Annotated in this window: 16 protein-coding genes and 2 tRNA genes; 16 read left to right on the top strand and 2 right to left on the bottom strand. The window is 60.0% G+C overall.

Annotated elements, in window-relative coordinates; all coding sequences use genetic code 11:
- Positions 1–39 precede the first annotated feature (39 nt).
- From rlmE to M5C71_RS31435, 16 genes are all read left to right on the top strand, one after another.
- The gene (gene rlmE / locus M5C71_RS31510; RefSeq protein WP_100939602.1) at positions 40–669 is read left to right on the top strand and encodes a 23S rRNA (uridine(2552)-2'-O)-methyltransferase RlmE; all 630 of its coding nucleotides are present in this window, start codon (positions 40–42) and stop codon (positions 667–669) included.
- 203 nt (positions 670–872) lie between these two features.
- A complete protein-coding gene (ftsH, locus tag M5C71_RS31505; RefSeq protein ID WP_152737626.1) occupies positions 873–2,783 on the top strand; it encodes an ATP-dependent zinc metalloprotease FtsH in 1,911 nt (636 codons plus the stop codon).
- 8 nt (positions 2,784–2,791) lie between these two features.
- On the top strand, positions 2,792–3,643 hold the full coding sequence (gene folP, locus M5C71_RS31500) for a dihydropteroate synthase (RefSeq protein WP_248769547.1): 852 nt from the start codon (positions 2,792–2,794) through the stop codon (positions 3,641–3,643).
- A gap of 16 nt (positions 3,644–3,659) precedes the next feature.
- On the top strand, positions 3,660–4,997 hold the full coding sequence (gene glmM / locus M5C71_RS31495; protein WP_177102011.1) for a phosphoglucosamine mutase: 1,338 nt from the start codon (positions 3,660–3,662) through the stop codon (positions 4,995–4,997).
- 66 nt (positions 4,998–5,063) lie between these two features.
- On the top strand, positions 5,064–5,819 hold the full coding sequence (tpiA, locus tag M5C71_RS31490) for a triose-phosphate isomerase (protein ID WP_152737623.1): 756 nt from the start codon (positions 5,064–5,066) through the stop codon (positions 5,817–5,819).
- Positions 5,820–5,823: 4 nt separating this feature from the next.
- Entirely contained in the window at positions 5,824–6,204 is a 381-nt protein-coding gene (secG, locus tag M5C71_RS31485) for a preprotein translocase subunit SecG (protein ID WP_100939598.1), read from the top strand.
- A 29-nt stretch (positions 6,205–6,233) separates the two neighbouring features.
- Positions 6,234–6,319: transfer RNA gene (locus tag M5C71_RS31480), tRNA-Leu, on the top strand.
- A 96-nt stretch (positions 6,320–6,415) separates the two neighbouring features.
- Positions 6,416–6,492: transfer RNA gene (locus tag M5C71_RS31475), tRNA-Met, on the top strand.
- A 143-nt stretch (positions 6,493–6,635) separates the two neighbouring features.
- On the top strand, positions 6,636–7,094 hold the full coding sequence (gene rimP, locus M5C71_RS31470) for a ribosome maturation factor RimP (protein ID WP_177102043.1): 459 nt from the start codon (positions 6,636–6,638) through the stop codon (positions 7,092–7,094).
- Positions 7,095–7,141: 47 nt separating this feature from the next.
- Positions 7,142–8,623 carry a transcription termination factor NusA gene (gene nusA / locus M5C71_RS31465; RefSeq protein WP_100939596.1) on the top strand — a complete coding sequence of 494 codons (1,482 nt, stop codon included), beginning with the start codon at positions 7,142–7,144 and terminating at the stop codon, positions 8,621–8,623.
- A gap of 27 nt (positions 8,624–8,650) precedes the next feature.
- The gene (gene infB, locus M5C71_RS31460) at positions 8,651–11,176 is read left to right on the top strand and encodes a translation initiation factor IF-2 (protein ID WP_103495486.1); all 2,526 of its coding nucleotides are present in this window, start codon (positions 8,651–8,653) and stop codon (positions 11,174–11,176) included.
- A gap of 158 nt (positions 11,177–11,334) precedes the next feature.
- On the top strand, positions 11,335–11,751 hold the full coding sequence (gene rbfA / locus M5C71_RS31455; RefSeq protein ID WP_100939594.1) for a 30S ribosome-binding factor RbfA: 417 nt from the start codon (positions 11,335–11,337) through the stop codon (positions 11,749–11,751).
- Positions 11,752–11,754: 3 nt separating this feature from the next.
- Positions 11,755–12,672, top strand: a complete 918-nt coding sequence (gene truB / locus M5C71_RS31450) for a tRNA pseudouridine(55) synthase TruB (protein WP_103495484.1) — start codon at positions 11,755–11,757, stop codon at positions 12,670–12,672.
- Between the two features lie 143 nt (positions 12,673–12,815).
- Positions 12,816–13,085, top strand: coding sequence for a 30S ribosomal protein S15 (gene rpsO / locus M5C71_RS31445; RefSeq protein WP_002555121.1), 270 nt, complete (start codon positions 12,816–12,818; stop codon positions 13,083–13,085).
- 211 nt (positions 13,086–13,296) lie between these two features.
- Positions 13,297–15,402 (top strand): polyribonucleotide nucleotidyltransferase, encoded by a 2,106-nt coding sequence (gene pnp / locus M5C71_RS31440; protein ID WP_103495483.1) that lies wholly within the window; start codon positions 13,297–13,299, stop codon positions 15,400–15,402.
- Between the two features lie 291 nt (positions 15,403–15,693).
- Positions 15,694–16,047 (top strand): BON domain-containing protein, encoded by a 354-nt coding sequence (locus M5C71_RS31435; protein ID WP_152737622.1) that lies wholly within the window; start codon positions 15,694–15,696, stop codon positions 16,045–16,047.
- 151 nt (positions 16,048–16,198) lie between these two features.
- Here M5C71_RS31435 and M5C71_RS31430 read toward each other — a convergent pair whose 3' ends face one another.
- Complete coding sequence (locus tag M5C71_RS31430) at positions 16,199–16,492, bottom strand: DUF2845 domain-containing protein (RefSeq protein WP_152737621.1); 294 nt, start codon at positions 16,490–16,492, stop codon at positions 16,199–16,201.
- 2 nt (positions 16,493–16,494) lie between these two features.
- A complete protein-coding gene (locus tag M5C71_RS31425) occupies positions 16,495–19,422 on the bottom strand; it encodes a DUF748 domain-containing protein (RefSeq protein ID WP_248769546.1) in 2,928 nt (975 codons plus the stop codon).
- Positions 19,423–19,530: the final 108 nt, after the last annotated feature.

Genomic DNA, 19,530 nt, shown 5'->3' with positions numbered 1-19,530 from the left:
CCAGTTAATCGCGATTCGACTATTTTTTCGAGGTGGCCCGTGGCCCGTTCCAAGACTAGCCTTAACTGGCTGAAAGAACATTTCAACGATCCATACGTCAAAATGGCGCAAAAAGACGGCTACCGCTCCCGGGCCAGCTACAAATTGCTGGAGATCCAGGAGAAGGACCGGATCATTCGCCCGGGCATGACCGTGATCGATCTCGGCGCGGCGCCGGGTGGCTGGTCCCAGGTGACCAGTCGTCTGATTGGTGGCAAGGGTCGTCTGATCGCGTCCGACATCCTGGACATGGACAGCATCCCCGATGTGACCTTCATCAAGGGCGACTTCACCGAGGACTCCGTCCTGGCTGAAATCCTCGCGGCAGTGGGAAATTCCGAGGTGGACCTTGTGATTTCCGATATGGCCCCCAATATGAGTGGTACACCCGAAGTGGATATGCCGCGTTCGATGTTCCTTTGTGAACTGGCTCTCGATCTCGCCGGACGCGTCCTACGCCCCGGTGGTGATTTTTTGATCAAGGTTTTCCAGGGCGAAGGCTTCGACGAGTACCACAAGAACTTCCGCAAGCTGTTTGACAAGGTCCAGACGCGCAAGCCGTCGTCTTCCCGTGATCGGTCCCGCGAGCAGTATTTGCTGGGTCGTGGCTTCCGCGGACGGATCGAGTAAGACGAGGTTCTTGGCCGGGGCGATAGGTTTTTCGTATTTCGCCCCGTGAGAATAAGCGCATATTGTGTAGTGATTGTTTCACAAAGGGTTACAGACGGCGCCTGCAGGATCTGTAGGTAATGTAGTAAGTTATGCCGGTGAATATCATGCGAAGCGCGCGCCAGTAGCGGATCCCGCTTCATGAGGGTAGTTAATTGAACGATATGGCAAAGAATCTGATCCTGTGGTTGATCATCGCGGCTGTCCTGGTGACGGTGATGAACAACTTCTCCAGTCCTAACGAGCCGCAGACCCTCAACTACTCCGACTTCATCCAGCAGGTCAAGGATGGCAAAGTCGAGCGCGTTGCCGTGGACGGCTACGTGATCACCGGCAAGCGCAACGATGGCGACAGCTTCAAGACCATCCGTCCGGCCATCCAGGACAATGGCCTGATCGGCGACCTGGTGGACAACCACGTCGTGGTCGAAGGCAAGCAGCCTGAGCAGCAGAGCATCTGGACCCAATTGCTGGTCGCCAGCTTCCCGATCCTGGTGATCATCGCGGTGTTCATGTTCTTCATGCGCCAGATGCAGGGCGGTGCGGGCGGCAAGGGCGGGCCGATGAGTTTCGGCAAGAGCAAGGCGCGCCTGCTTTCCGAAGACCAGGTGAAAACCACCCTGGCCGACGTCGCCGGTTGCGACGAAGCCAAGGAAGAAGTCGGCGAGCTGGTGGAGTTCCTCCGCGATCCGGGCAAGTTCCAGCGCCTGGGCGGCCGGATTCCTCGCGGCGTGCTGATGGTCGGTCCTCCGGGTACCGGTAAAACCTTGCTGGCCAAGGCGATTGCCGGCGAAGCCAAGGTGCCGTTCTTCACTATTTCCGGTTCCGATTTCGTCGAGATGTTCGTCGGTGTCGGTGCCAGCCGTGTCCGTGACATGTTCGAGCAGGCGAAGAAACACGCGCCTTGCATCATCTTCATCGATGAAATCGATGCGGTCGGTCGTCACCGTGGTGCCGGCATGGGTGGCGGTCACGACGAGCGCGAACAGACCCTCAACCAGTTGCTGGTGGAGATGGACGGTTTCGAGATGAACGACGGCATCATCGTGATTGCCGCCACCAACCGTCCTGACGTACTCGACCCGGCCCTGCTGCGTCCTGGTCGCTTCGACCGCCAGGTCGTGGTCGGCTTGCCGGATATCCGCGGTCGCGAACAGATTCTCAAAGTGCATATGCGTAAAGTGCCAATGGGCGACGACGTCGCGCCGGCGGTGATTGCGCGGGGTACGCCGGGCTTCTCCGGTGCCGACCTGGCCAACCTGGTGAACGAGGCTTCCCTGTTCGCCGCGCGTGCCGGCAAGCGCATCGTCGAGATGAAAGAGTTCGAACTGGCGAAAGACAAGATCATGATGGGCGCCGAGCGCAAATCCATGGTCATGTCCGAGAAGGAAAAACAGAACACCGCGTATCACGAGGCCGGTCACGCCATTGTCGGTCGTGTGGTGCCCGAGCATGATCCGGTCTACAAGGTCTCTATCATCCCGCGCGGTCGTGCGCTGGGTGTGACCATGTTCCTGCCGGAAGAAGATCGCTACAGCCTGTCCAAGCGTGCGCTGATCAGCCAGATCTGCTCGCTGTATGGCGGCCGTATCGCTGAAGAGATGACCCTGGGTTTCGACGGTGTCACCACCGGCGCCTCCAACGACATCATGCGTGCCAGCCAGATTGCCCGGAACATGGTCACCAAGTGGGGCCTGTCCGAGAAACTGGGTCCGCTGATGTACGCCGAGGAAGACCAGGAAGTATTCCTGGGTCGTGGCGGCGGCGGTCAGAACGCCAGCTTCTCCGGCGAAACGGCCAAGCTGATCGATTCGGAAGTGCGCAGCATCATTGACCAGTGCTACGGCACGGCCAAGCAGATCCTGACGGATAACCGCGACAAGCTCGACGCCATGGCGGACGCGCTGATGAAGTACGAAACCATCGATGCCGAGCAGATCGACGACATCATGGCTGGTCGCCCGCCGCGTGAACCACGCGATTGGGAAGGCGGTTCGGGCACCTCGGGTACTCCGCCGGTGGTCCAGAACGAACGACCAGAAACGCCGATCGGCGGCCCCGCGGCTGATCATTAAGGTTTGAAATGACTTCTGTTCAGTCCTCGACCCGGTTGCCTTGCGGCAACCGGGTTCTTGATTTGGCCCGGACGCATGTCATGGGCATCCTCAACGTCACCCCTGATTCCTTTTCCGATGGTGGTCGTTTCAATCACCTCGATGCCGCCTTGCGCCATGCGCAGGCCATGGTCGAGGCGGGGGCGACGCTGATCGATATCGGTGGCGAGTCGACCCGTCCCGGTGCGCCCGTGGTTTCTCCTCTGGAGGAGCTGGAGCGTGTCGCGCCGGTGGTCGAGCGTATCCATCGGGAACTGGATGTGATCATCTCGGTCGATACGTCCACGCCGCAGGTCATGCTCGAGAGCGCTCGCTTGGGCGCGGGCCTGATCAATGACGTGCGCTCGTTGCGGCGTGACGGTGCCCTGCAGGCCGCTGCTGCGACTGGCTTGCCGGTCTGTCTGATGCATATGCTCGGCGAGCCGGGCAATATGCAGGACAACCCCCATTACGATGATGTCACGGGCGAGGTGGTGGCTTTTCTCGCCGAGCGCATGGAGCAGTGTGCGGCAGCCGGTATCGCCGCCGAGCGCATTGTGCTCGACCCGGGGTTTGGCTTTGCCAAGACCCTGGCGCACAACCTGAGTCTGTTCAAGCATATGGAAGCCTTGCATGCCCTGGGGCGGCCGCTATTGGTCGGCGTCTCGCGCAAGAGCATGATAGGCCAGGCCCTTGGTCGCCCGGTCGGTGAGCGCCTCTATGGCGGCCTGGCCCTGGCGGCATTGGCGATAAGCAAGGGCGCACGGATTCTTCGTGTGCACGATGTCGCCGAAACGGTCGACGTGGTGCGCATGATTGCTGCCGTCGACGCTGCACAATAAGAACGATGGAGTTCTGATGAAGAAAAAATACTTCGGCACCGACGGTATTCGTGGGCGCGTAGGGCAGTACCCGATCACCCCGGACTTCATGCTCAAGCTCGGTTGGGCCGCCGGCATGGCGTTCCGCAAACTGGGTGCCTGCAAGGTGCTGGTTGGCAAGGACACGCGGATCTCCGGCTATATGTTCGAGTCCGCCCTGGAAGCCGGTCTTTCTGCTGCCGGCGCCGATGTGATGCTGTTGGGGCCGATGCCGACGCCGGCCATCGCCTACCTGACCCGGACCTTTCATGCCGAGGCGGGGATCGTGATCAGCGCGTCGCACAACCCCCATGACGACAACGGCATCAAGTTTTTCTCTGGCGCGGGCACCAAGCTGCCGGACGATGTCGAACTGATGATCGAGGAATTGCTCGATGCGCCGATGACCGTGGTCGAGTCGGAAAAGCTCGGCAAGGTCTCGCGGATCAATGACGCGGCCGGTCGCTATATCGAATTCTGCAAGAGCAGCGTGCCGTCGGGGACCAATCTCGCGGGCCTGAAGATTGTTATCGACTGTGCCCACGGCGCCACCTACAAGGTCGCGCCGAGTGTGTTTCGCGAACTGGGCGCGCAGGTCGTCGCCCTGTCGGCGGCGCCCAACGGTCTGAACATCAACGACAACTGCGGTTCGACCCATATGAAGTCGCTGCAGGCGGCGGTGCTGGCCGAGCAGGCGGACCTGGGCATCGCCTTCGACGGCGACGGCGATCGGGTGCTGATGGTCGATCACACCGGCGCCGTGGTGGATGGTGACGAACTGGTGTTCATCATTGCCCGGGATATGGCCGAGCGTGGCAAGCTGAACGGCGGTGTGGTCGGTACCTTGATGAGCAACCTGGGGCTCGAGCTGGCCTTCAAGGAGCTGGATATCCCGTTCGTGCGCGCCAATGTCGGCGACCGTTATGTGATTGCCGAGTTGCTGGAGCGCAACTGGCTGGTGGGGGGGGAAAACTCCGGGCATATTCTCTGCCTGAATCACACCACTACCGGTGATGCGATCATCGCCGCGTTGCAAACCCTGATGGCCCTGCGCCGCCGTGGTGAAGGTCTGGCCCAGGCGCGCCAGGCGCTGCGCAAGTGCCCGCAGGTGCTGGTCAATGTGCGTTTTGCCGGCGGCGTCGACCCGGTCAAACACCCGAAGGTGATGCAGGCTTGCGAGCGTGTCACCGAGGCCATGAACGGTCGCGGCCGGGTGCTGTTGCGCAAGTCCGGTACCGAGCCGTTGGTGCGGGTAATGGTCGAAGGCGAGGACGAAGCGATGGTCCGTGGTCACGCCGATGCACTGGCAAAACTGGTGACTGAAGTTTGCGCCTGATTTCGGCTTGCCAGTGAGGATGTGGTTGGGTAACATCTGCGCCCACTTTGACCTGCGAGGTACAGCATGCGTCGCCCAATGGTAGCTGGTAACTGGAAGATGCACGGTACCCGCGCCAGCGTCGTCGAGCTGATCAACGGCCTGCGTGACCTGGCCTTGCCGAGCGGTGTCGATGTGGCGGTATTCCCGTCTTGCCTGCATATCAGCCAAGTGGTTGAAGGCTTGGAAGGCAAATCGATTCTGGTGGGTGCGCAGAACTCGGCGGTGGAGCCCCAGCAGGGCGCCTTGACCGGTGAAGTTGCACCGAGTCAGTTGCTCGATGCAGGGTGTTCCCTGGTGCTGGTAGGGCATTCCGAACGTCGCCTGATCATGGGTGAGTCGGATGCGGTCCTCATTCGCAAGTTTGCGGCAGCGCAGGCCTGTGGTTTGATTCCGGTGCTCTGTGTAGGGGAAACCCTGGAGCAGCGTGAGGCCGGCAAGACGCTGGAAGTGGTTTCGCGTCAGCTGGACAGTATTATCGAGGAGCTGGGTGTCGGCGCTTTTGCCAAGGCTGTCATCGCTTACGAACCGGTCTGGGCCATTGGCACCGGGCTGACAGCTTCGCCGCAACAGGCGCAGGATGTGCACGCCGCCATTCGCGCGCAGTTGGCGGCAAAGAATTCTGAGGTCGCACAAGGTGTGCGGCTTCTATACGGCGGCAGCGTGAAGGCGGCCAATGCGGTCGAACTGTTCGGCATGCCGGATATCGATGGGGGGCTCATTGGTGGGGCTTCCCTGAATGCAGATGAGTTCGGTGCGATCTGTCGCGCCGCGGGAAACTGAAAAAATGCTGGAAACAGTCGTAGTCGTTCTTCATCTGTTGGGTGCCCTGGGCGTTGTCGCTCTGGTATTGCTGCAACAGGGTAAAGGTGCGGACGCTGGTGCGTCTTTCGGGGCAGGTGCTTCAAATACTGTGTTCGGAAGCCAAGGTTCCTCTACCTTTCTTAGTAAGTTTACTGCTATACTTGCCGCAGGTTTCTTCATAACCAGCTTGGGGTTAGGTTACTTTGCTAAAGAGAAAGCTCATGAGCTGACTCAAGTAGGTTTGCCAAACCCAGCGGTGTTGGAAGTGCCAAAGCAGAAACCGGCATCTGATGATGTACCGGTGCTCCAGGAACCAAAGTCGGCCTCACCGACTGATGTACCCAAGGCTCCAGAGCAGAAGTAAAATGGGTTTCATGCTGTAAACGTTGTATTGCCGAGGTGGTGGAATTGGTAGACACGCAACCTTGAGGTGGTTGTGCCCATAGGGTGTAGGGGTTCGAGTCCCCTTCTCGGTACCAATTATCAGGAGAGCCCGCTGTTGCGGGCTTTCTTGTAGGTGGAAGGTTACATTGACCCTGCAAGGGATCGGTCGTATACTTCCGCCCCAGCTTTGTCGCGGGGTGGAGCAGTCTGGTAGCTCGTCGGGCTCATAACCCGAAGGTCGTCGGTTCAAATCCGGCCCCCGCAACCAGTTTTAGCGGAGCCCCTTTTCAGGGGCTTTTTGTTGGCTGGGTACTTCATGACGCCGCTGTTCGACGGCGTTTCAGGGATGGGCGATTCGCCCATTTTTTGTTTATTTCTATTGCATGCACAGAGATGCACGAGGGGGTTCAGGTGTCGAGCAAGCTAGAACAGTTGCAGGCCTTGTTGGCCCCGGTGGTCGTGGCCCTTGGCTATGAATGCTGGGGTATTGAGTATTCGGCTCAAGGTCGCCATTCCGTGTTGCGCGTTTATATCGATAAAGAAGGCGGTGTGCTGGTGGACGACTGTGCCATCGTCAGCCGCCAGATCAGTGGTGTCCTGGACGTCGAAGACCCCATCACCAATGAATACACCCTTGAGGTTTCCTCTCCTGGCATGGAACGCCCGCTGTTCACCCTTGAACAGTTTGCCTCGCATGCCGGCGAACAAGTGAAGATAAAGTTGCGCTCGCCGTTCGAAGGTCGACGTAATTTTCAGGGCCTTCTGCGTGGAGTGGAAGAGCAGGACATCGTGGTGCAGGTGGAAGACCATGAGTTCCTGTTGCCGATCGATTTGATCGACAAGGCCAACATTATTCCCAGTTTTGACTGAGACGCGGATCCCGCGGATCCAATGGCTTGCGAAAGGCGAGGCGTACGATGAGCAAAGAAGTATTGCTGGTTGTTGAGTCGGTATCCAACGAAAAGGGTGTACCGGCAAGCGTGATTTTTGAGGCGCTGGAGATTGCTCTGGCGACCGCTACCAAGAAGCGCTTTGAAGACGAAGTTGACCTGCGTGTGGAAATCAACCGCCACACCGGTGCCTATGAGACTTTCCGTCGCTGGACAGTCGTCGAGGAAGCCGATCTTGATGATCCGGCGATCGAGACCTGGCCGAGCAAAGTCGCAGAAACCCACCCAGGCGCCAAGGTTGGCGACGTCGTCGAAGACAAGATCGAGTCCATCGAATTCGGTCGCATCGCCGCTCAGACCGCCAAGCAAGTCATTGTGCAGAAGGTTCGCGAAGCCGAGCGTGCACAGGTCGTCGACGCCTATCGCGAGCGCCTGGGGGAAATCATCTCCGGCACCGTGAAGAAAGTTACCCGTGACAACGTTATCGTTGACCTGGGCAACAACGCCGAAGCGCTGCTGGCCCGCGAAGACATCATTTCCCGCGAGACTTTCCGCGTCGGCGTGCGCGTGCGTGCCCTGCTCAAGGAAATCCGCACCGAGAACCGCGGCCCTCAGTTGATCCTGTCGCGTACCGCGCCGGAAATGCTGATCGAGCTGTTCCGTATCGAAGTGCCGGAAATCGCCGAAGGCCTGATCGAAGTGATGGCCGCGTCCCGTGACCCGGGTTCGCGCGCCAAGATCGCGGTCCGCTCCAAGGACAAACGCATCGACCCGCAAGGCGCGTGCATTGGTATGCGCGGTTCGCGCGTCCAGGCCGTCTCCGGCGAGTTGGGCGGCGAGCGCGTGGACATCGTCCTGTGGGACGACAACCCGGCGCAGTTCGTGATCAACGCCATGTCGCCGGCGGAAGTCGCGGCAATTATCGTTGACGAGGATGCCCACGCGATGGACATCGCCGTCGGCGCAGACAATCTCGCTCAGGCCATCGGTCGCGGTGGTCAGAACGTGCGTCTGGCCAGCCAGTTGACCGGCTGGACCCTGAATGTGATGACCGAATCGGACATCCAGGCTAAGCAGCAAGCAGAGACCGGTGACATTCTGCGCAACTTCATCGACGAGCTGGAAGTCGACGAAGATCTGGCGCAGGTACTGGTTGATGAAGGCTTTACCAGCCTGGAAGAGATTGCCTACGTACCGTTGGAAGAAATGCTCAACATCGATGGCTTTGACGAAGACACCGTCAACGAGCTTCGCGCTCGGGCCAAGGATCGTTTGTTGACTAAAGCCATCGCTACTGAGGAAAAGCTGGCAGACGCCCATCCGGCCGAAGACCTGCTCTCGCTTGAGGGTATGGACAAGGATTTGGCGATGGAACTGGCGGTGCGCGGCGTAATTACCCGCGAAGACCTGGCCGAGCAGTCTATTGACGACCTGCTCGACATCGACGGCATTGACGATGATCGTGCCGGCAAGTTGATCATGGCCGCCCGAGCCCATTGGTTCGAGTAATTAGGCGCGGCCTGAGGAGAGAAGTGCATGACGCAAGTCACGGTGAAACAACTGGCCGATGAGGTCAAAACACCGGTAGAGCGCCTGTTGCAGCAGATGCGTGAGGCAGGTCTGCCACACACCGCCGCCGAGGAACATGTGACCGACAGTGAGAAGCAATCGCTGCTGACTCACCTGAAAAGCAGCCACAAGGCTAAAGTGGAAGAGCCGCGCAAGATTACCTTGCAGCGCAAGACCACCAGCACCCTGCGTGTTGCCGGTAGCAAAAGCATCAGCGTTGAAGTACGCAAGAAGAAAGTCTTCGTACAACGCAGCCCGGAAGAAATCGAAGCCGAGCGCAAGCGCGAGCTGGAAGAACGTCGTGCCGTAGAGAATGCGGCTCGTCAAAAGGCTGAAGAAGAAGCCAAGCGTCGCGCCGAAGAAGAAGCGCGCCGCCAGCCTGCTGCTGCTCCGGGTAACGCTGCGGTGGTCGAAGCCGTTGCCCAGGCACCTGTTGTCGCTGCCGAGCCTGTCCGTGAAGTCGCGGCGGCCGCTCCTGCACCAGCCGTCGAGCGCAAGCGCGAAGAACCGCGTCGCCCGGACAAGCCACGTGCCGACGATAGCAATCGTCGTAGCGGCAGTGGCGATGGCGAACGCAAGAACGCCCCGCACCGTGCTTCGGTCAAGGAAAAGGCGCCGGCGCCACGTGTGGCTCCGCGCACTACCGACGAAGAAAGCGACGGTTTCCGTCGTGGCGGTCGCGGCAAGGCCAAGCTGAAGAAACGCAACGCCCACGGTTTCCAGAGCCCAACCGGCCCTATCGTGCGTGAAGTGAAGATCGGCGAGACCATCACTGTTGGCGATCTCGCCCAGCAGATGTCGGTCAAGGCTGCTGAAATCATCAAGTTCATGTTCAAGCTGGGTACCCCGGCCACCATCAACCAGGTACTGGACCAGGAAACTGCCCAGCTGGTTGCTGAAGAACTGGGCCACAAAGTGACCCTGGTCAGCGACACCGCCCTGGAAGATTCCCTGGCCGAGTCCCTGAAGTTCGAAGGTGAAGCATTCTCCCGTGCACCGGTCGTGACCGTCATGGGCCACGTTGACCACGGTAAGACCTCGCTGCTCGACTACATCCGTCGTGCCAAGGTAGCGGCCGGCGAAGCCGGTGGTATCACCCAGCACATCGGTGCGTACCACGTTGAAACCGATCGCGGCATGGTCACGTTCCTCGACACCCCGGGCCACGCCGCGTTTACCGCGATGCGTGCCCGTGGTGCCAAGGCCACTGACATCGTGATCCTGGTGGTTGCAGCGGACGACGGCGTAATGCCGCAGACCATTGAAGCTGTCCAGCACGCCAAGGCCGCCGGTGTTCCACTGGTGGTTGCGGTGAACAAGATCGACAAGCCGGGCGCCGATCTCGATCGCATCCGTAGCGAACTGTCGGTTCATGGCGTGACCTCGGAAGAGTGGGGCGGCGACACCCCGTTCGTATCGGTTTCGGCGAAAGTCGGTACCGGCGTGGACGAGTTGCTCGAAGCGGTCCTGCTGCAAGCCGAAGTGCTTGAACTGAAAGCGACTCCGTCGGCTCCTGGCCGTGGCGTCGTGGTTGAATCGCGTCTCGACAAAGGTCGTGGCCCGGTGGCTACCGTTCTGGTTCAAGACGGTACCCTGCGCCAAGGCGACATGGTCCTGGTCGGTTCGAACTATGGCCGTGTACGGGCCATGCTCGACGAGAACGGCAAGCCGATCAAGGAAGCCGGTCCTTCCATCCCGGTCGAGATCCTCGGCCTGGACGGTACCCCGGACGCTGGCGACGAGATGAGCGTGGTTGCCGACGAGAAGAAAGCCCGTGAAGTGGCTCTGTTCCGTCAAGGCAAGTTCCGCGAAGTCAAACTGGCCCGTGCACACGCCGGCAAGCTTGAGAACATCTTCGAGAACATGGGCCAGGAAGAGAAGAAGACGCTTAACATCGTCCTCAAATCCGACGTCCGTGGTTCGCTGGAAGCGTTGAACGGCGCCTTGAACGGCCTGGGTAACGACGAAGTGCAAGTGCGTGTTGTCGGTGGCGGTGTCGGTGGTATCACCGAGTCCGACGCCAACCTGGCACTGGCCTCCAACGCTGTACTGTTCGGCTTCAACGTGCGTGCCGATGCTGGCGCACGGAAGATCGTCGAGCAGGAAGGTCTGGATATGCGTTACTACAACGTGATCTACGACATCATCGAAGACGTCAAGAAAGCCCTCACCGGTATGCTGGGCAGCGATGTTCGCGAGAACATCCTGGGTACCGCTGAAGTGCGTGACGTGTTCCGCTCGCCGAAGTTTGGCGCGATCGCCGGTTGCATGGTGATCGAGGGTGTTGTTCACCGTAACCGTCCAATCCGTGTACTGCGTGAAGACATCGTTATCTTCGAAGGCGAGCTGGAATCCCTGCGCCGCTTCAAGGATGACGCTTCCGAAGTGCGTGCCGGCATGGAATGCGGTATCGGCGTGAAGAGCTACAACGACGTCAAGGTCGGTGACAAGATCGAAGTCTACGAGAAGGTCCAGGTTGCTCGCAGCCTCTGACTCGCGCACTTCAAGGGCCACGCCGAGCCGTCGCATTGAAATGCGCGGCACGGCGTCAGGACTCTAAACGCAACGCCCGGTCCGGCTTCTGCCAGGCCGGGCGTTTGCCGCTTTCAGACCCGCGGGTTTCACCGCAGGGCAGCTACAGGTAACAAGACATGGCAAAAGAATACAGCCGTACCCAACGTATCGGCGACCAGATGCAGCGTGAGCTCGCGCAGCTGATCCGTCGTGAAGTCAAAGACCCGCGCGTCGGCCTGGTCACCATTACCGCCGTCGACGTCAGCCGTGACGTCGGCCACGCGAAGATCTTCATCACCGTGATGGGCCAGGACAACCCGGAAGACATCGCCCAGAGCATCAAGGTGCTCAACGCGGCGGCGGGTTTCCTGCGCATGCAACTGGCTCGCGAGATGAAACTGCGCAGCGTGCCGCAGTTGCACTTCCACTACGACGAAAGCGTCGTGCGTGGTGCCCACCTGTCGGCGCTGATCGAGCGCGCCGTGGCCGAAGACAATCAACATGTCGACGGCGCGGCTCCAGAAGACACCCTTCCAGAAGACGGTCGGGAGTAATCGGTGGCTCAGGTCAAGCGTATCCGTCGTAATGTCAGCGGCATCATTCTGCTGGACAAGCCGTTGGGGTTCACTTCCAACGCTGCCTTGCAGAAGGTCCGCTGGTTGCTCAACGCCGAGAAGGCCGGCCATACCGGCAGCCTCGATCCGTTGGCCACCGGCGTGCTGCCGTTGTGTTTCGGCGAGGCCACCAAGTTCTCGCAGTATCTGCTCGATTCCGACAAGGGTTATGAAACCCTCGCGCAACTGGGCAAGACCACCACCACCGCGGACGCCGAAGGCGAGGTTTTGCAGACGCGCCCGGTGACCGTTGGTCGTGCCGATATCGAAGCGGTGTTGCCGGAATTTCGCGGTCAAATCAGTCAGATACCGCCGATGTACTCGGCGCTCAAGCGGGACGGACAGCCGTTGTACAAGCTCGCCCGTGCCGGTGAAGTAGTGGAGCGCGAACCGCGTTCTGTTACTATTGCGCGCTTGGAATTGCTCGCCTGCGAAGGTGATACTGCGCGGCTGGCGGTGGACTGCAGCAAGGGCACCTATATTCGTACCCTGGTGGAGGATATCGGTGAGAAGCTCGGTTGTGGCGCGTACGTGGCAGAATTGCGACGGACCCAGGCCGGCCCTTTCACCCTGGCCCAGACCGTCACGCTGGAAGAGCTCGAGGCGGTGCATGCCGAAGGCGGCAACGAGGCGGTTGATCGCTTCCTCATGCCTTCGGACAGCGGTCTGCTAGACTGGCCGCTGCTGCACTTTTCCGAGCACAGTGCGTTCTATTGGCTCAACGGCCAACCGGTACGTGCCCCGGACGCGCCGAAGTTCGGCATGGTGCGGGTACAGGATCATAACGGTCGCTTTATCGGTATCGGTGAAGTGAGCGAAGACGGGCGCATCGCGCCGCGTCGGCTGATTCGGTCAGAATGACCGGAAACCAGCCTGTGTCAAAGCAGGCTGGAGAGGGTGGCTGTCAACAGGCACGGTCACTACTCATTTATAGATACAGGGATTTGTCCCTGGCCTGTTGAAACTGTTTTTTTGAAACAGTTTCTTGATAAAAGGATTGCCTCATGGCTCTCAGCGTTGAAGAAAAAGCTCAAATCGTTACCGACTACCAGCAAGCCGTTGGTGATACTGGTTCGCCAGAAGTGCAAGTTGCACTGCTGACCGCCAACATCAACAAACTGCAAGGTCACTTCAAGGCCAACGGTAAAGACCACCACTCCCGTCGTGGTCTGATCCGCATGGTTAACCAGCGTCGTAAGCTGCTGGACTACCTGAAAGGCAAGGACGTGAGCCGTTACAGCGCTCTGATCGGTCGCCTGGGTCTGCGTCGCTAATCAGCGATTGCGCTATGAGGTTGGTTGTTTGCTGTGCGTCAGCGGGTTTCCCGCCGGCGCATGGCAAGCTTCCAGCCTCAAGTTTTATCTGAGCACCTGCTTTACCCGAAGACAGCATCCGGACAATGACAGTCGGGCCGATTCCCGGCGTTGCCCAAGAATTTCGCAAGAAGACAAGTTCCCCAAGAGCCACAAAAGAAGGTAGGACACCGTGAACCCGGTCATCAAAAAATTCCAGTTCGGTCAGTCGACCGTCACCCTCGAGACAGGCCGTATCGCCCGTCAGGCTTCCGGCGCAGTATTGGTCACCGTTGACGACGACGTCAGCGTATTGGTGACCGTTGTCGGTGCCAAGCAAGCGGATCCAAGCAAAGGCTTCTTCCCGCTGTCCGTGCACTACCAGGAAAAAACCTACGCCGCCGGCAAGATCCCTGGTGGCTTCTTCAAGCGTGAAGGCCGTCCTTCCGAAAAAGAAACCCTGACTTCGCGCCTGATCGACCGTCCGATCCGCCCGCTGTTCCCTGAAGGTTTCATGAACGAAGTGCAGGTTGTCTGCACCGTCGTTTCCACCAGCAAGAAGACCGATCCGGACATCGCTGCGATGATCGGTACCTCGGCGGCCCTGGCCATCTCCGGTATTCCTTTCGATGGCCCGATCGGCGCCGCGCGCGTGGCTTTCCACGAAAGCACCGGCTACCTGCTGAACCCGACTTACGAACAACAGAAAGCCTCGAGCCTGGACATGGTCGTTGCCGGTACCTCGGAAGCGGTACTGATGGTTGAATCGGAAGCCAAGGAGCTGACCGAAGACCAGATGCTGGGCGCCGTGCTGTTCGCCCACGACGAATTCCAAGTGGTTATCCAGGCTGTCAAGGAACTGGCCGCCGAAGCTGCCAAGCCAACCTGGACCTGGGCTGCCGCTCCAGAAGCCACTGCCCTGCTGGGCGCGATCCGTGCCGAGTTCGGCGACGCGATCTCCCAGGCCTACACCATCACCGTCAAGGCCGACCGTTACGCGCGTCTGGGCGAGCTGAAAGACCAGGTGGTTGCCAAACTGTCCGGTGAAGAAGGCCAGCCTTCCTCCAGCGAAGTGAAAGCCGCTTTCGGCGAAATCGAATACCGCACCGTTCGCGAAAACATCGTCAACGGCAAGCCACGTATCGACGGCCGCGACACCAAGACCGTACGTCCGCTGAACATCGAAGTCGGTGTTCTGCCCAAGACCCACGGTTCGGCCCTGTTCACCCGTGGTGAAACCCAGGCGCTGGTTGTTGCAACATTGGGTACTGCCCGTGATGCACAGCTGCTGGATACCCTGGAAGGCGAGAAAAAAGACCCCTTCATGCTGCACTACAACTTCCCGCCGTTCTCGGTCGGTGAGTGTGGTCGCATGGGCGGCGCGGGTCGTCGTGAAATCGGTCACGGTCGTCTGGCCCGTCGTTCGGTCCAGGCCATGCTGCCGGATGCCGCTGAATTCCCGTACACCATCCGCGTGGTTTCGGAAATCACCGAGTCCAACGGTTCGAGCTCCATGGCTTCGGTCTGTGGCGCTTCCCTGGCCCTGATGGACGCCGGTGTGCCGATGAAGGCGCCGGTTGCCGGTATCGCCATGGGTCTGGTCAAAGAAGGCGAGAAATTCGCCATCCTGACCGACATCCTGGGTGACGAAGACCACCTCGGCGACATGGACTTCAAGGTAGCCGGTACCGCCAAAGGCGTCACCGCGCTGCAGATGGACATCAAGATCAAGGGCATCACCGAAGAGATCATGGAGATCGCCCTGGGCCAAGCCCTGGAAGCGCGCCTGAACATCCTCGGCCAGATGAACCAGATCATTGGTCAGTCCCGCACCGAGCTGTCGGAAAATGCTCCGACCATGATCGCGATGAAAATCGACACCGACAAAATCCGTGATGTCATCGGTAAAGGCGGCGCGACCATTCGTGCGATCTGTGAAGAGACCAAGGCTTCGATCGACATCGAAGACGACGGCTCGATCAAGATCTTCGGCGAAACCAAGGAAGCGGCTGAAGCGGCTCGTCAGCGCGTCCTGGGCATCACCGCGGAAGCTGAAATCGGCAAGATCTACGTCGGTAAGGTTGAGCGCATCGTCGACTTCGGCGCATTCGTCAACATCCTGCCAGGCAAGGACGGTCTGGTTCACATCTCGATGCTGAGCGACGCTCGCGTAGAGAAAGTGACCGATATCCTGAAAGAAGGCCAGGAAGTGGAAGTGCTGGTACTGGACGTGGACAACCGCGGCCGTATCAAGCTGTCCATCAAGGACGTTGCAGCAGCCAAGGCGTCGGGCGTTTAATCGCGCTTTGACTTCTCGCTGAAAAAGGCACCCTTCGGGGTGCTTTTTTATGGGCGCTGGAAAAGCCCGATATCTCAGTGGGGGGCTCGCCGCGCAAACCCGCAACTTGCATGCAGTTTGGCGGCCGGTCATGCAATCTGCACGATTCCGATTTTTATGGTTTGTTTTAACTTGTTGATTTTTATAGTTTTATTTTGTTTTCGTGGGTTGGCACAGCGCCTGCAACCTAACAGATAACCCTGCCGCCAGGATCCAGGCGCAGACTTTTCCAGAAGAACAGGAGTTATTTGTATGAAGAAGTTCGCTATCGCTGCCGCCACTGCCACCGCTCTGACCCTGACCTTGGCCAATGCCGCATTTGCCGCTCAACCGACTTCTCAGGCTCCAATGGTTGTCGCGGCTGGTGAAGTCACCAAGGCCAAGGAAGAAACTTCCGACACCTGGATCACCACCAAGGTCAAAGCTGACCTGGTCACCGAAAAAGGCATCCCGGGTACCGACATCAAGGTTGAAACCAACAAAGGTGTGGTTTCCCTGTCGTCCATGACCCCGGTGACTTCCGCACAGAAAGATACCGCGGTGAGCATCACCAAGAAAATCAAAGGGGTCAAAGACGTTTCGGCCGCTGGCTTGAAAACCGAGTAACGCACAAGGATCTCGCTTGAACCCGCTTTAGGGTGAAGCAAGTAGTGTTGCAGTACGCTTGCCGAGCCTCGAGGTTCAGGCGATGGGTCACAGGGAGTGACCAACTACAGGCCCCGACGCAGTGTGTCGGGGCCTGTTTTATTATGGGTTGTCAGTTACCGCGCTTGCTGTCGATACGCTCCAGGCGTCCACCGACAAAGCGCAGGTACTGGACCATGCCACCGCTCTGCGGATAGACCCACTCTTCGATCTGCACCTCGGTGCGCCGGTCGAAGCTGCGCTGATAGCCCACCAGGTCCTGGGAGCGCGGCTCGCCGCATTTGCCGAGAACTTCCGACTTGCGATCCCCCACGCTGATCAACTGGCTGCCGCAACGCAGGGTGTCGGCCTGGGCCTGGCCGGCGAGCAACGCCAGCGCCAGGCCGAACATCAGCGGTTTGAGCATGCTTACTCGCTATCCAGATGCAACGGGGTCACGACACTGCCATCTTTCTGCGCATCGCCGAGGTTGGCGTCGATAAGGTACACGCGGTCATCGGCCAGTTGGCCCTTGTCCACCAGGAAGTCCTTGATGCTGCTGGCGCGGTCCTGGCCGAGCTTGCGCAGCAGCGGCTCATTGCCGCTCCAGGCTGTGATCACCCCGGCCTTCAGTTTGGCGCTACGTTCGTCGTTACCCAGCTTGGCCCACTCGGCAGGCGGTTGCTGCTTGAGCAGGGTGCGGTAGATGCCCTCGAGCATCGGCGCTTTCTCTCCTTCCGGCACCTGGAGCATCGAGGCCTGGGCCGGCACCTTGTCGCCGCGACGCTGGAGCATCTTGTAGTAGGTGGCCTGGTATTCGCGATCCAGGCGCTGCTGGGCGATCAACGCGCCGTCACTGCTCTGGGCCGCGGTGCCTTCGATTTCCAGGCGCAGGTTGGGACGCTCCTTCAGGGCCGCCGCCAGCTTGGTCAGGGACGACTGGGCATCGCTGCTCAGCTCGCTGGAGCCGGGAGCAAAGGACACGTTGCTGAGGTCCTGGGCGTCGCCCCCGGAGATCAGCCCGCCAATGAACTTGAAGGGCGCGGTGGCGGCCCGCACGATCAGGTTGCGCAGGGTCTGCCAGATGATCGGCATCACGCTGAACTGCGGGTTGTTGAGGTCGCCGCTCACCGGCAGTTCGATGGAGATGTTGCCGTCGGAGTCCTTGAGCAGGGCAATCGCCAGCTTGATCGGCAGGTCCACGGCATCCGGGCTGTCGACCTTCTCACCCAGTTGCAGTTGTTCGACCACCAGTTTGTTTTCGGCTTTCAGCTGGCCCTTGGTGATCAGGTAGTGCACGTCGAGATTGAGCCGGCCCTTGCGGATGCGGTAGCCGGCGAACTTGCCGGAGTAGGGGGTCAGCGTGGTCAGCTCGACGCGCTTGAAGCTGGTGGCGATATCCAGGCTGGCCATCGGGTCGAACGGGTTCACCGCGCCCTTGATGGTGACCGGCGCATAACGATCGACCTTGCCGTTGATATCGACGCCGGCCGGTTTCGGCTGGCGGCTGTCGATGGTGCCGATCTGGCCGTTGAGCTGCTGGACCGCCGTGGCGAAGTGCGGGGTCAGGCTGAAGTCGGCAAAGTTGGCCGAGCCGTCATTGATGGCAATACCGCCAACGTGGATACCCAGCGGCTTGCTGCTGGATGCCGTGGGTTGCGCCTTGGCTTTTTCCGCCGACTTGCTCGCCGGCGGTTGCGGGATCAGCAGGTCATCGATGTTGGTGGTGCGATCATCGTTGATCATGAAGCGGGCATAGGGTTGCAGCAGGTTGACCTTGTCGATCGACAAGCTGTCACCGTGCTGATAGCTCAGGCCATCGATCGTCAGCTTCTGCCACTTCACGAAGTCGCGGCTCTTGAGGGTGTCGAGGGTGTGCAACTGGTCGACCTGGGCCTTGCCGGTCACGCTGAAGGCCAGCGGGTCGACGCTTTTCAGGTTGACCGCGAGGTCGCTGCCGAGCATGCCGCTGCGCACTTCCAGACGAATGAACGGCTCGACATAGGCCTGGGCCACCCGCAGGTCGATGTCCTGGGTGTTGACCTTGAGCTTGGCGCTGATCGGGTTCAGGTTGACTTCGCCGCTGGCGAGGATCTTGCCCTGCTTGCCCAGCCCGGTGTCGAGCTTGAGGGTGAAGGGTGACTGGTTGAGGCTGTCGAAGTTTTCCAGGTCCAGGTTCAGCGGACCGAGCTCCAGGGCCACCTGGGTTTTCGGCGCGCGGTCGGCCAGGTGCACGCGGTAGTCGCGCAGTTGCACATCCTTGAGCAGGACCTGCCAGGGCTTGCTCGGCGCTGGCGGTTCGGTCTTGGCCGTGTCGGAAGCCGCCGGTGCTTCCTTGGGCGCCGGTTTGGCCGGTTGTGAGGCGAAGAGTTTCTGCCAATCGAGTTGCCCGTCCTTCTCGCGGGCGGCCCAGGTTTCGAGCTTGTTGCTGCGGATCTTGCCGACCACGACCTGCTGCTTGGCCAGGTCGACGCTGGTTTCGCTGACGTCCAGGCGCTCCAGGCGTACCAGCGGGCGCCCATCCGGCGCCTTCATGGCGAAGGGCGCGACGCTGACGGCGGTGTTGCTCAGCAGCAGCTCGGTGTCTTTGGCGAGGCTGAACTTGTAGTCGGTGCTGAGGTTGATGACACCGTCCTCGAGTACCAGTGGCAGGGCATCGCGCACATAGGGCCACCAGCCTTTCATATGGCTGTCGCTGATCTTCAGCGAGCCCTCGGAAGCCACTGGCACCAGGCTGAAGTTGCCTTTCCAGTCGATCCGTCCGCTATCGCCACCGATGGCCACCAGGGTCATGGCGGCGTTGTCTTCAGGCAGGGTGCTGAGGTTCTTCAGCGCCAGGTCCATCGGGGTGTAGGTGAACTCGATCGGCTCGCTGGGGCGCAGGTCCTGGAAATGCAAGCGCCCGCCGGCCAGTTCGATCTGGTCGATGCGCACCGGGAAGGGCTTGCTATTGGGGGCGGCCGGGGTCGGTTCGCTGGGCGGCAGCTTGAACAGCTGGGCGAGGTTCAGGGTGCCGTCCTTGCTGAATGTCACCTCGGTGTTGGGCTTGTCCAGCTGGATGTCGACCAGGTGCAGGGCGTGGGTCCAGAGACTGTCGATCTGCAGGTTGACGTAGAGACGCTCGAACGCGACCTGTTCCTTGCCCGGTTCACCGATATTCAGTCCCCATAGGGTCAGCTCGAGACTGAAAGGATTGAACTCCAGGCGCTGCAGGCTGGCGGGCACCGTGGCGTAGTGCGCCAGTTGCTGGTTGGCGATACGCAGGCCAACACCGGGGATGATCAGGAACCCGAGCACGGTGTACAGCGCGAGGCCGGTCAACAAGGCGCCGAGGGCGCGTTTCAATCCTTTGGGCATGTGAGGCGTCGTCTCTCTTGGTGGAGGTGCCTTGGAGTATGGCATGCGTTTGCGGTTCCGAAGCAAGCCCCTTGTTGCTGCGTAAAAGCGGGTATTTGCGAGTGGTTC

Source organism: Pseudomonas sp. MWU12-2345, assembly GCF_023242385.1.
GTDB lineage: Bacteria > Pseudomonadota > Gammaproteobacteria > Pseudomonadales > Pseudomonadaceae > Aquipseudomonas > Aquipseudomonas gingeri_D.
This window is presented reverse-complemented; position numbering and strand designations above follow the sequence as displayed.